At 43.4% G+C, this 12487-nt stretch carries 11 protein-coding genes and 1 pseudogene; 10 read left to right on the top strand and 2 right to left on the bottom strand.

Annotation, left to right across the window (positions count from 1 at the left end):
* Positions 1-10: 10 nt before the first annotated feature.
* Positions 11-448, bottom strand: coding sequence for a DUF3069 domain-containing protein (locus M1D72_RS03515; RefSeq protein WP_456294536.1), 438 nt, complete (start codon positions 446-448; stop codon positions 11-13).
* Positions 449-803: 355 nt separating this feature from the next.
* Here M1D72_RS03515 and M1D72_RS03520 point away from each other — a divergent pair, with 355 nt between their 5' ends.
* Positions 804-1772 carry a Solitary outer membrane autotransporter beta-barrel domain gene (locus M1D72_RS03520; protein ID WP_456294537.1) on the top strand — a complete coding sequence of 323 codons (969 nt, stop codon included), beginning with the start codon at positions 804-806 and terminating at the stop codon, positions 1770-1772.
* On the opposite strand, the gene M1D72_RS03525 is transcribed toward M1D72_RS03520, so the two are convergent.
* Positions 1769-3004 carry a GGDEF domain-containing protein gene (locus M1D72_RS03525; protein ID WP_390195317.1) on the bottom strand — a complete coding sequence of 412 codons (1236 nt, stop codon included), beginning with the start codon at positions 3002-3004 and terminating at the stop codon, positions 1769-1771. The two genes, M1D72_RS03520 and M1D72_RS03525, sit on opposite strands and share 4 nt — an antisense overlap.
* A 236-nt stretch (positions 3005-3240) precedes the next feature.
* Between M1D72_RS03525 and M1D72_RS03530 the strand changes: the two genes are divergently transcribed.
* From M1D72_RS03530 to M1D72_RS03570, 9 genes and pseudogenes are all read left to right on the top strand, one after another.
* Positions 3241-3606, top strand: coding sequence for a late competence development ComFB family protein (locus M1D72_RS03530; RefSeq protein WP_390195319.1), 366 nt, complete (start codon positions 3241-3243; stop codon positions 3604-3606).
* Between the two features lie 14 nt (positions 3607-3620).
* Positions 3621-3893, top strand: coding sequence for an HlyU family transcriptional regulator (locus tag M1D72_RS03535; RefSeq protein ID WP_390195321.1), 273 nt, complete (start codon positions 3621-3623; stop codon positions 3891-3893).
* A 285-nt stretch (positions 3894-4178) separates the two neighbouring features.
* Positions 4179-5714 (top strand): Re/Si-specific NAD(P)(+) transhydrogenase subunit alpha, encoded by a 1536-nt coding sequence (gene pntA / locus M1D72_RS03540; RefSeq protein ID WP_456294538.1) that lies wholly within the window; start codon positions 4179-4181, stop codon positions 5712-5714.
* Positions 5715-5727: 13 nt separating this feature from the next.
* Complete coding sequence (pntB, locus tag M1D72_RS03545) at positions 5728-7122, top strand: Re/Si-specific NAD(P)(+) transhydrogenase subunit beta (protein ID WP_456294539.1); 1395 nt, start codon at positions 5728-5730, stop codon at positions 7120-7122.
* A gap of 158 nt (positions 7123-7280) precedes the next feature.
* The gene (gene vxrA / locus M1D72_RS03550) at positions 7281-8735 is read left to right on the top strand and encodes a sensor histidine kinase VxrA (protein WP_456294540.1); all 1455 of its coding nucleotides are present in this window, start codon (positions 7281-7283) and stop codon (positions 8733-8735) included.
* Positions 8710-9369, top strand: coding sequence for a response regulator transcription factor VxrB (gene vxrB, locus M1D72_RS03555; RefSeq protein WP_390195330.1), 660 nt, complete (start codon positions 8710-8712; stop codon positions 9367-9369). Before vxrA ends, vxrB begins: the two co-directional genes overlap by 26 nt.
* Complete coding sequence (locus tag M1D72_RS03560) at positions 9369-10250, top strand: DUF2861 family protein (RefSeq protein WP_456294541.1); 882 nt, start codon at positions 9369-9371, stop codon at positions 10248-10250. Before vxrB ends, M1D72_RS03560 begins: the two co-directional genes overlap by 1 nt.
* A 61-nt stretch (positions 10251-10311) precedes the next feature.
* Positions 10312-11513 (top strand): annotated as a pseudogene (locus tag M1D72_RS03565) (conjugal transfer protein TraF).
* A gap of 42 nt (positions 11514-11555) precedes the next feature.
* Positions 11556-11705, top strand: coding sequence for a YoaH family protein (locus tag M1D72_RS03570; RefSeq protein ID WP_390195336.1), 150 nt, complete (start codon positions 11556-11558; stop codon positions 11703-11705).
* Positions 11706-12487 lie beyond the last annotated feature (782 nt).

Below are 12487 nucleotides of genomic sequence, written 5' to 3' on the forward strand. Positions count from 1 at the left end.
GTTTGCGGGATTATCTCGCAAACACGTCGCGAAAGTCTTTCTTTAGTAATGGGTCGCGGCGCGCTTTTTTGATTTGCTTAACCATGTCTTTAATACAATCATGCAGTACTTTATCAAGTAGCTCTGCACGATACTGCTCTTTTTCATCGTCAGACATTGATTCTGGCAAATTCAAATTTGGAAATTCCTCCATCACATTGATGCCGGCAAAAGATTGGCTCACGGAAATAAGAGCATGAAATTGCTCGAAGCTATCCACGATATTCTGAGCGCTTGCTGGAAGGGAATCCCAAGCTTCACGAACCGACTCTTCTGTTACTTCGTGAATGGAAGCAACCATATTGTACATGGACTCTGGCACATCATCGAACTCAACCACTTGACGAAGTTCGGCTGATAGTTGGTCAAGAGTAATATCCATTTGTTCAGGATTATTTGAGTCAGTCATCTGATAATTCTCATAGTAAATTGAGCCGATATGCTAAAAAAAACGTGTTGAAAGTCAACTGCTATTCAAGCCTTTTTTAGCATATTGTTTATTGTATAAAGCTTTTTCGGGTCTGTACTCAATTTCGCTCAATATGAACACTATAGATTATTTATCATCGCTATTTGCCGATTGAGTTACGTTGTCACTGTATGGTTTGTGCGCCATCGCCAAATCGTGTGAAAATACAAAAAAACTGTATCATCTTGGTGACCTTTCACTCGATGGTGAATAAAGCGCTTGGTTATTTTACGTTTAATTGTTAACCAATAGACAGGTTCAATCGATTAGTTAGGTTAAGTTAGTGCGATTAGGGGTGAAAAGCGTACTTATCGTTGAGTTCATCATTGTTGCTCCGGCAGTGGCTGCGTCTTATCCGCCTGCAGAAAAATATCTTGAGCGGGCGTTGTCAACGGGGATTATCCTTTCAGATAGTGAAGTTCTGAGTTTCGGTTTACATGACTTCGACCCGAACGAATTATTTAACATTCATAATGACAACATTGGCTCAGAAGAAGCGTTACAACTTCGTCAGCAATTGGCGGTAACGTCGTTACCCTACACATTCGAACTCAATGATCGCAGTAATCAAATTCAACACCAGATCACCACGCGCTTTTCGCTTCTATCTGGTGATAATTCGGTGCGTATTCGCCAACATCCTCAACGTGATAAACAAGATCAACTAATAGTAGGCGCTATGAGCGGCTATCAATTACGCTACCGAGCGGATCCACACTGGTCATTGACGCCGGGGCTTGCCGCGCATCTTCAATATTATCGTAATCACCACGAGTACCGAAGTGAGTTGTCTCGGCGTTTAGTTAAACCGCTTCTAGACGGCGTTATCTATAATACAGATGCCTACGCGATAACGTTGGAGCCAACGATTAAAATCAAATACCAAGCCAATGAAGCTTGGGGGAAATGGAACCTTAACAGTACCGCGCATTACTTCTACGGGTTTGGTTGGGGGAATGCCAATGATGGCGATGTTGGTAACCCTGAAGGCTGGTATTTGTCTAACGGTGTTGAGGCTATGTATCACTTAAAAGAGTGGAGTGGGTCAGTTCACTCACTGTATGGAACGTTACGCCGAGTTGATATAGGAGGAGACCCGAGCCAACCGTTTGGGACGAATTATTATTATGAATCTTCGTTTGGTTGGCTAATGGACTCGCCATTTTTGCGTCGTTGGATTGATAACATCGGTTTGGGATTAAGTATAAATTACGGCAGTGCGATCAAAGGGGGCAGTATCGTCTTATTTTTCAATCAAGACTAATTGCCAGCAACCTGATTTCGTCCCCCATCTTTGGCCTTATATAAGGCGCGGTCGGCGCCTTTAATCACGTCTTCGACTTTATTTATTTTGCGATTATCGCAAACACCAATGCTCACGGTAACATTTACCGTTTGATTGTTAGCGTTTTTACCTCTGCGGCGGGTGCCTTGTCGATTGTTTTTAGGGCGAGCATTGGTATCACGTAGCGTCATTTCATAACCCGCGATGTTTTCTCTTAACGTTTCTAGGTGAGGCTTTGCCTCTTTCACTGTTTTGCCCTTAAATAAAATCGTGAACTCTTCTCCGCCATAACGGTATACGCGAGCTTTCCCTCCGACTTCTTGTAGCTTAGCTGCAACCAGCTTAAGGACGTCATCCCCCGTATCATGACCATAAGAGTCATTAAAGTTTTTAAAATGATCGATATCAACCATTGCGATAGCGTATTTTCGCCCTAAGTGCTTGAGGTCTGAATCCAGCGCCAATCGCCCGGGAATATTGGTTAATCGATCATTAAATGCAAGCTCATAACTGGCTGACAATAGATAAATAATCTGAACGATCGCCGCAATAGAAAACATCGTGACTGAAATATAGGGCACATGAAAAAAGATAAATGTTGTGCTGGCTAGCACTAAAGAGCTATAAGCAACAGCGTCGATAATACGGTTATGTTTCAGGAGCAGAATCGCTGCGATACCAATGACCGCACATAAATAGAGCACAAGAATCAGTGGCAGTTTTGATATGACGGGCTCGATATATAAAAAGGTTTCATTGACGTTGGTAAAGCCACCAGCGGCAAAATAGTCGAGAATCAGATAACTCCAGCCGCAAAATAGTGACAGCGTCACTAAAAACGCAACGTATGTTTTTGAGAGTAGGCTGGTATCTCGCATCGAGTACACTAACATGGCCGCGATGGGGAACAGAAACGCAAGCAACGCCAATTCAAGCAAGGTGGTGCCTGTTGCGAGTGGGACCTGGAGTCGCCACTGAATGACCCAATACGCCACTAACATAGCCGTGGATATCATGGCGATACGACTTTGCTTAAAAGCATGTCCAAGCGCGATAACAGCAGCAAATAGGACAAATGGCAGGTTAGATGCAAATCCTAAATTGGCTTGAGTCACGATAATGACGTTACTCATTCCCAGCGTCACTAGACAAAGCAGCAAGATTGGAAATGTGAGTCGAAACCAGTATGAGGTAACTATTGAGTAAGACATGTATTAGGCGTGACTTTAATAACTTTTCATAATTTTGTTAGGAAGACAAGAATAACGCGATTTAATGAATTTCCAAGCTTTTTACCATACTTGAGTATGAAAAATGGAGTCTAGCCCCGAATATGGACTCGCTAGCGCAAATTTTGCAAAACAGTCGCTAGTTTTTCCATCAAATTTAATCCTATACTCAATACAAGGTTGTGATGTTTATTCATTGTTAGTCAAAGGAAAAGCGTATGCAAATTGGTTCTGACGTTCACAATTATATGGAAACTTTAGTTGGGCAAGTGTTAGCTGGTGACGACTATGTTCTGCGCTTTACTCATGAACAACTGTCTGATTTGGCATGCCTCGCATTAAATAGGGTTAGACCTGTGTATATTAGGTACGACATCGATTTTCTCTCTGCGTTACCAGAAGAGCGTCTTGTCGTCCTTAAGCAGCATGTCGATAAGGCGATTGCGGCAGCGACGGAAATGATCGTTGATGATCGCCGTAAAAATCGCGATGATGACGGCATAGAAGTGATACACGGTAGCCAATACGCTGAAGAAGACAGTGAATTAGAGTGGTATGAAAAGCCGCTCATTGGGTCAAAGTAATTTAAGGAGTTGAAGTGGGTTTATTTTCGCGTTTATTTGGTGGTAGCAAAAGCGAACCAGAAAAAATAGAACCAGAAGAATATAAAGGGTTTCATATCTATCCTTCCGCCATTGCGGAGGGAGGGCAATATCGTATTGCGGGAAGAATAACAAAAGAAGTCGAAGGCGAGCTCAAGACGCACGAGTTTATCCGTTCTGACGTGTTGTCATCCAAAACTGATGCAAACGATTTAATGCTGAAAAAGGCACAAATGTTTATCGACCAAATGGGTGGGAAAATTTTCTAGCACATCCTAATGCTTCTTGATTCTTATCATATTTTATCGAGCTATAAGACGTTATGCTTATAGCTCTTTTTATATCTAATGTATTGTTTAGAAAGAAAAAACAAGCAACTGGTTTGACCTCTGAATTACGATTGGGCTTGTCTTACAATCGTGAATATGCGCATGTTTATTCATACTTTAAAGTTATAAGTAATGATATTTCGTATTTATGCGGTGAAGGGCTTGCGGTTGCAGTAATGGTTAGTTAAAAAAGTGATTCATTGTGCCAATCGTCAAGGAATAGCTATGCAAATTGGTGTGCCAAAAGAAACACTTGCGGGAGAAACGCGGGTGGCTGCTTCGCCTAAATCAGTGGAGCAATTAATCAAACTAGGGTTTGAGGTGGTCGTGGAGTCAAGTGCTGGTTCTCTTGCCAGTTTTGACGATACGCTTTTCGTCACAGCGGGGGCGTCTATCGCTTCAACGGAAGAAGTCTGGGCAAGTGACATTATTTTCAAAGTCAATGCGCCGTCAGAAGAAGAGATAGCACTACTTAAAGATGACGCAACATTAGTCAGTTTTATTTGGCCTGCGCAGAACCCGAAACTCATGGAAGCGCTGGCAACCAAAAAAATTAATGTCATGGCAATGGATGCCGTGCCACGAATTTCACGTGCACAAGCGTTAGATGCATTATCATCAATGGCCAACATCGCGGGTTATCGCGCGGTGGTTGAAGCGGCACACGAATTTGGCCGTTTTTTCACAGGTCAAATTACCGCCGCGGGTAAGGTTCCACCAGCCAAGGTGCTCGTTGCAGGTGCCGGTGTGGCTGGTCTTGCAGCGATCGGAGCGGCAGGTAGCTTAGGGGCTATTGTTCGTGCTTTTGACGTTCGTCCTGAGGTCAAAGAGCAAGTTGAATCTATGGGCGCCGAATTTTTAACGCTGGATTATCAAGAATCAGCAGGCTCTGGTGATGGCTACGCCAAAGAAATGTCTGATGAATTTAACCGCAAAGCCGCTGAGTTGTATGCCCAGCAAGCAAAAGATGTCGATATCATAGTTACCACGGCTCTGATTCCTGGTAAGCCCGCACCGAAGCTTATCACCAAAGAGATGGTCGACAGCATGAAAGCGGGGAGTGTCATCGTTGATCTTGCGGCTGCAAACGGCGGAAACTGCGAATATACTCAAGCTGATAAAGTCATCACGACACCCAACGGTGTTAAAGTGGTTGGTTACACAGATATGGTTGGTCGCCTTCCCACCCAATCGTCTCAGTTATACGCGACAAACTTAGTTAACCTTTTCAAACTGCTGTGTAAAGAAAAAGACGGTACCATTTATATTGATTTTGACGATGTGGTGTTACGCGGTATCACGGTGGTGAAAGACGGTGAAGTCACTTGGCCTGCGCCGCCGATTCAAGTTTCGGCGCAGCCACAAGCCAAACCACAATCAGCGCCAGTTCCTGAGCAAAAAATTGAACAGCCAGTTTCGCCAGTTAAGAAATTAGCTGGGCTTGTCGTGGCTGTTGGGGCATTTGCATGGGTTGCGTCTGTCGCGCCAGCTGCGTTTCTTGCGCACTTTACGGTGTTTGTTCTTGCCTGTGTTGTCGGCTATTACGTTGTGTGGAACGTAACTCATGCTCTGCATACGCCGTTAATGTCGGTTACAAATGCCATTTCCGGTATTATTGTTGTGGGCGCGTTATTGCAGATTGGTCAAGGCAACGGATTAGTCACAGTGTTGTCTTTTGTCGCGGTGTTGATCGCAAGCATAAACATTTTTGGTGGCTTCACTGTCACGAAACGTATGCTTGAAATGTTTAGAAAAAATTAATAGGGAGTAACGAATGTCTGCAGGATTAGTACAGGCGGCATATATTGTTGCTGCGCTATTTTTTATTTTGAGCTTGGCGGGTTTGTCAAAACAGGAATCCGCAAAGTCCGGTAACTATTACGGCATCGCAGGGATGACCATTGCGCTGATCGCGACGATCTTCTCTCCATCAGCACAAGGGTTTGGTTGGATCATTTTAGCGATGATCATCGGTGGTTCCATCGGTATCTACTACGCGAAAAAAGTTGAAATGACCGAAATGCCAGAGTTGGTGGCCGTTTTGCACAGTTTTGTCGGGATGGCCGCAGTGTTGGTGGGGTACAACAGCTTTTTAGAACCGCCAGTACCCGTTTCAACTGACTTAGCCGGAATGCACGCGGAACATGTGATTCACTTAGTTGAAGTTTTCCTCGGCGTGTTTATTGGTGCTGTGACGTTTACTGGATCCATTGTTGCGTTTGGAAAATTACGTGGGGTGATTTCTTCATCTCCGCTTAACCTTCCTCATAAGCACAAATTGAATCTTCTCGCGATTGTGGTTTCTCTGTTGTTGATGTACCACTTTGTCAGTGCTGACGGCAGCATGTTTGCCTTGATTGTGATGACGTTAATTGCATTTGCTTTTGGGTATCACTTGGTTGCATCAATCGGTGGTGCAGATATGCCTGTAGTTGTGTCAATGCTGAACTCTTACTCAGGTTGGGCAGCCGCAGCCGCGGGCTTCATGCTTGCTAATGACCTGCTTATCGTAACTGGTGCGTTGGTTGGATCTTCTGGTGCGATACTTTCGTACATCATGTGTAAAGCGATGAACCGCTCGTTTGTTAGTGTTATTGCTGGCGGGTTTGGCCAAGAAATTTCTATTTCAGGGGATGAGGAACAGGGTGAACATCGTGAAATCAGCGCGGAAGATGTGGCTGACATGTTGAAAAACTCTAAATCCGTGATCATCACGCCAGGGTACGGAATGGCGGTTGCCCAGGCGCAATACCCGGTTTATGAGATTACTGAAAAGCTTCGCTCGCAAGGGATTGACGTACGTTTCGGGATTCACCCAGTAGCTGGTCGTTTACCTGGACACATGAATGTATTGTTAGCAGAAGCTAAAGTCCCGTATGACATTGTATTGGAGATGGATGAGATCAACGATGATTTCTCAAGTACCGATACCGTGTTAGTCATTGGAGCTAACGATACGGTCAACCCGGCGGCCTTAGAAGACCCGAATAGCCCAATCGCTGGAATGCCTGTGTTAGAAGTTTGGAACGCACAAAATGTGATTGTATTTAAACGTTCAATGAACACTGGTTATGCGGGGGTTCAAAACCCACTATTCTTTAAAGAAAATACGCATATGTTGTTTGGGGATGCAAAAGATAGCGTCGACGCGATTTCTAAATCGCTATAAACTTTAAGATTAGTTTATAAATGGAGCCAGCATGGTATCATGCTGGCTTCTTTTATTTCGAGAACGGTCTTGTTGACATTTATATTACATTTGAGAAACCTCATTCTGTCATAATGCGCCAAGTTTTGTATAAATTACTGATATGACGAATAAATACATTGATTACTAAAGTATTACGAACCCTGATAACTTGCAGTCTACTGGTGTCTTCGCTGGCAAGAGCGGATTCGTTGCCGGAGCGAATTGATCTATTTATCGATCTGTTTGATACATCAAATGCCATTGTTTCGTATGACGTCAGGGCGCTACAATCGGACTACCCGACGCGCCTTATCGAACCAAGTTCAATGTTGCCGCAGACGGCAGAATATCCACTGCGAGATATTCAGCGCTTGTATCAACTTGCACAGAACTGTACTGGAAACTTGCCTCTGAACCCATTGGTAACAGAGCCTTTGGTTTTCACTCGCGCCATATGTAACGGGACAACTTTGTCTCAACGATGGTTTGCAAGAAGCGCATTGATTCACCCAGGTGGTGGTTCTTACGCGCACCGTTATGTTTTAGTTCATCCTGATAAGGCGATTGAACTTCAGCAGTACATGCATGTCAAAGAGCGTCCGGTTGCGTCAGAAAACTCGTTACTCGGTCGTCTGCAACGCATGAGTGAAGAATCAATGAACTCGTTAATCGCAGGTTCAAGTATGTTCCTTGAAGATGATGAGTTCTGGTTAAGAAAAAACGACAGTTACTACGTTTTTCCGGAAAGCGTTTGGCAAGCAAATAAAGATGAAGCAGGGCTAAGTTATCAACTAGAGAGTGAGGCAAGTACCTGTTTTATTCAGCGCGGTAACTTATGCTGGGGCGTAGAAGACCACTCTGATTTGTTAAGAATCAGTATGGTCGTGTTGGTTATCGCCAACATCTTATTGGTGATTGGTTGGTCAATTTATCGATGGAATAGCAAACGGCAGGAGATGCGGAGCCGTATGTTAATCCTTCAAATCTTGACTCACGAGTTGAGAACGCCAATCGCAAGTTTGTCATTGACCGTGGAAGGGTTTCGCCGTGAGTTCGAACATCTTCCGGAATCGGTATACGACGAGTTTCGACGTTTATGTGAAGATTCCCGTCGATTGAGACAACTTGCAGAAGCCAGTAAGGACTATTTGCAATCAGACAACAAACCTTTGGCAACGGAATGGGTGCCCTCGGTTGAAGAATGGTTAGCATTTAAAGTAGAAGAAGAATTTGTAGGTGACATCGAATTTAAGATAAATCAAGATGTTGCTGCTAAGTTGAATGTGTACTGGTTAGGTACATGTATCGATAATTTAATCCGCAATGCGATGAAATATGGCGTTGCTCCCGTTACGATTGATGTAACAACAACACAAACAAACCTCACGGTTAAAGTGATCGACCAAGGGGAACTGACTCAAAAAGATTGGCGAAACGTTCGTAAGCCATTCGTGAGTAAAAGTGGACTTGGTTTAGGTTTAACGATCGTTGAATCAATGGTTGGTCGGATGGGCGGAAAAATGTCCCTCATTGGTCCACCGACAACATTTATATTGGAGATACCTTGTGAAACAGACGTTGCTTCTCGTTGAAGATGATAAAAACTTAGCGGATGGCTTACTAGTAAGCCTTGAACAAGCGGGATATGAATGTTTTCACGCTGAAACAATTGCTGAAGTTGCTCAGCATTGGGAAAAAGCGGATCTCGTCATTTTGGACCGTCAATTGCCCGATGGCGATTCAGTCGTACATTTACCAGAGTGGCGACAACTTAAAGACGTACCGGTTATTTTGCTCACTGCGTTAGTGACAGTGAAAGATAAAGTCATGGGGCTTGATGCTGGCGCAAATGATTATTTAACTAAACCATTTGCCGAAGCAGAGCTATTTGCCCGTGTTCGAGCACAACTTCGCGCACCTGAACTTGATATGGAAGATGACTCCAAGGTTCGTACTGAACACCTTGTGATTGATAAATCTACACGAGAAGTGTTTTATAAAGAAGAGTCCATTACCTTAACCCGTACCGAGTTCGACTTGCTGCTGTTTTTAGCTAGCAACTTAGGGCGTGTGTTTACTCGTGATGAACTGCTTGATCACGTATGGGGATATAATCATTTCCCGACCACTCGAACTGTTGATACCCACGTTTTGCAACTTCGTCAAAAGCTTCCTGGGCTTGAGATCGAAACCTTGCGCGGCGTTGGTTACAAAATGAAAGCATAATGAAGCGAACGGTTTCTATTCTAGGGGCACTGCTTGTTAGCAGTGCGCCTTGCTTTTCAGCAAATGTGCCTTGGTTTGAAAGCAATACGCCTTTAACTCAAGCGCACCAAAATTTGCTCAACGGCAATTTACCAGCGATGTTTTCATCGTTGGTGGAAGTCTGGCAGCTAGAAAAAAACGAAAACCTTACGCCACACCTTAATGACCTGTTCTTAATGTCCCTTGAAGCCGATTGCGGAAAAGGGTTAGATACTAAAGCGCTCCCTCTGTGGTTAAAGTCTGTGACCGTTCGACGCTCTGACATTCAAAGTCCAGGACGCGACGCCTACCGAGCAGTGGTTGAAGTTAACTCAACCAAGGAATTGGTGGATGTGTCATTGACTCGCTGGATTGTTAAGTCTCTATCTAGTGATGATTCTTTGATTTCGCAGCCACTTAATGATGAAGAAGGTCAGGTAAAATACATTAAACGCTACAACCTCAACAGCCGAATGCCTATGGGGCTGTATCGTATTGATGTGACCGCAGCAGACCAAACCTCTTGGAGTTCTTGGCTGGTGATTGGTGAGGAAAAAGCCAAGCAAACCGTACGCTGGGCAACCAAAGATCAGTGGCAAGTAGAAAAAAAGGCGTTACTTAATCCAACCTGCCCCTTACCAAAGCTCAATGTAGCCGTCTATGACTATGTTGATGGTCGTTATAATCAGGTATGGAGCCACAACTATGAAACGGAATATCCCACCTCTTTAGATACCAGCGCCATTCCACCTGATCGTTATGTATTAGCGGTTTCGATGACTCACCAACGTTGGCAAGGGCCGATAATTGTTGAGGAATCTCAAATAATCAGTAAAACCTACGATGTATCTGCGGATGAATAGTTAAAGTTACCGTGTTTTATGTCGTTATAGTTAAAGAGATAATTAACAGAACTATAGCGACATGAGCCAACTAAAATTAAAACATCTTACTTTTGCACTCGCGCTTGCGAGTTCTAGTGTCTACGCCACCAATTATTCAATCGAAGCTCGAGGCGATGCGATGGGTGGTGTTGGTGTTGTTTCCGGCAGTTTTCTTACCGCACCATTTTATAATCCCGCTTTAACCGCCATTTATCGACGTAATGACGACGTGGGCATGATATTGCCAAGTGTTGGTGTCCGTTATAACGATGAGGATCAGATGGTTGACGGCATCGACGCCATCTCCGATTTGATTTCTGAAGCATCTGATGGCAATTACAGTAATGTTGGCCAATTACAGCAGCACCTTGATGATATCAATGGTGATACCATTGGCTTAGATTTTGGCGGTGTTGTATCCTTCGCGATACCAAACCAATTTGTTTCTATGAATATATTTGGTAAAGCCTATGCCCAATCGGTTGTGCAAGCGGACGTTTATGACGGAGCAAATACCGGTAACGCGCAAGTTGATACTGCGGTAAATGCTGAATTAAGTGCGGTGAATGCAGTTTCGCTCGGTGTGACAGAAGCAGGGATATCACTAGCCAAATACCAAACTTTTCTAGGCCAACACATGGCTTTGGGCATCGCACCTAAGCTTCAACGCATATACACCTTTGTTTATTCAGCAAACCTCAATAACTACGATATTTCCGACCTTGGAGAAAACCAAAAAGGCGAAACTATGTTTAACATGGACGCCGGTATGATCTGGTTTTATGGTCCATTTCGCGTCGGGGTTTCCGGCAAAAACCTATTTTCTCGTGATATAGAAACGAAGCGTGTTACCGAAACACTCACTTCAAGCTTAGATAACAGCCAATCACGTAGTTTAGACCTCTCTTACGCTTACAAAATGCGGCCACAATTCACGTTGGGGGCTGGCATTGTCGCAGATTACTTCACTTTGAGTGTGGACTATGATTTACGAGAAGAAGATCGTTTTACGAACTTTAACGATAACAAACAGATGCTAAGGGTAGGGGGGAATTAGATTTGCTCCGTCAATTAAAGCTTCGAGCTGGTTGGAATCGAAACCTAGCTTACAGTGACAGTGAAGATACGCTCACCGCAGGTATAGGATTAAATTTACTTGGTTTGATGCAATTAGATGTCGGAGCAAGTTATACAAGCGCCGATGCGATGGGCGGGTACATAAATTTCCTTGCGAGCTATTAACGATTCATAATATAGTCGCCGATTGAAAATAAAGAGGTGACTATGTTTGATGATTTACCGACTCTTTCTCACCAAGAGCAACAAGAGGCTGTAGAAGAAATCCAAAAGCTCATGGCTGAAGGTATGAGTACGGCCCAAGCGATAAAAGTTGTCGCTGAACGGATAAGAGAACGAGCTCAAAACGAGCAATAGTGAGATAAGAAAAGGTCCATGAATCAACATGGTCCTTTTTTATAACCTATAATGCACTATAACTAAAATTCATGATGAACAATATAATATACTACCTTTACAAACCTAAAAATAAAGACGCATAAAATACACCCAGAGTACTATGGCAATTTAAATATTCATTTAAAATCAAATAATTGTCTTAGAGTTTTGTGCTAAAGGCTGATATTTGAGGTTATCGATGATGAATAAACTGTAATAAAATTACAGTTTATATGATGGTGGTATTGCAACCTGTAAGACGCAGAATATTATTCTTTTTATACAGAACTCATCAATATGGCGCCGGCACATTAATCTCATACGGCTTATTTTGTAAGAAACTTGAAACGTGATTAGTAATTCACTCTAGTGACAGTGTCACTGTTAGGATGCGGGTCGAATCCACGCTTTCGATATGACAGGTTTGCGCCAAACCTAAATGCATGGCAGTTACAGTCGCTCAAGTAGACGATTGGGTCGATTCTGTTTTGTAGACGCGAAATGTCAGAGCATCAATGCAACGCACAATTGCGTTAGTTTTGAGTTCAAGCGCAATGAATGGAGTTGCCAGAGGAAACGGATTATTTGTATCGAATGATATCGCTTTACGATGAACTCTTAAGTTAAACTACCGTTTATCAAGCTCAAGCTGCTCATGTTTAAAAGACATCGATATTTAAAATATCGCTAACACAAACAGAATAATGTCGATGAGCACAAAGTCGTTATAGACATTTAACAAAAACACCTAAATACGCATT

The sequence above is a fragment of the Vibrio sp. AK197 genome, assembly GCF_053903115.1.

Excerpts from the sequence above, each read along its gene's own strand:
- M1D72_RS03515 (WP_456294536.1), bottom strand. The coding sequence starts at position 448 with ATGACTGACTCAAATAATCCTGAACAAATGGATATTACTCTTGACCAA.
- M1D72_RS03525 (WP_390195317.1), bottom strand. The coding sequence starts at position 3,004 with ATGTCTTACTCAATAGTTACCTCATACTGGTTTCGACTCACATTTCCA.
- M1D72_RS03530 (WP_390195319.1), top strand. The coding sequence starts at position 3,241 with ATGCAAATTGGTTCTGACGTTCACAATTATATGGAAACTTTAGTTGGG.
- pntA (WP_456294538.1), top strand. The coding sequence starts at position 4,179 with ATGCAAATTGGTGTGCCAAAAGAAACACTTGCGGGAGAAACGCGGGTG.
- pntB (WP_456294539.1), top strand. The coding sequence starts at position 5,728 with ATGTCTGCAGGATTAGTACAGGCGGCATATATTGTTGCTGCGCTATTT.
- M1D72_RS03560 (WP_456294541.1), top strand. The coding sequence starts at position 9,369 with ATGAAGCGAACGGTTTCTATTCTAGGGGCACTGCTTGTTAGCAGTGCG.
- M1D72_RS03570 (WP_390195336.1), top strand. The coding sequence starts at position 11,556 with ATGTTTGATGATTTACCGACTCTTTCTCACCAAGAGCAACAAGAGGCT.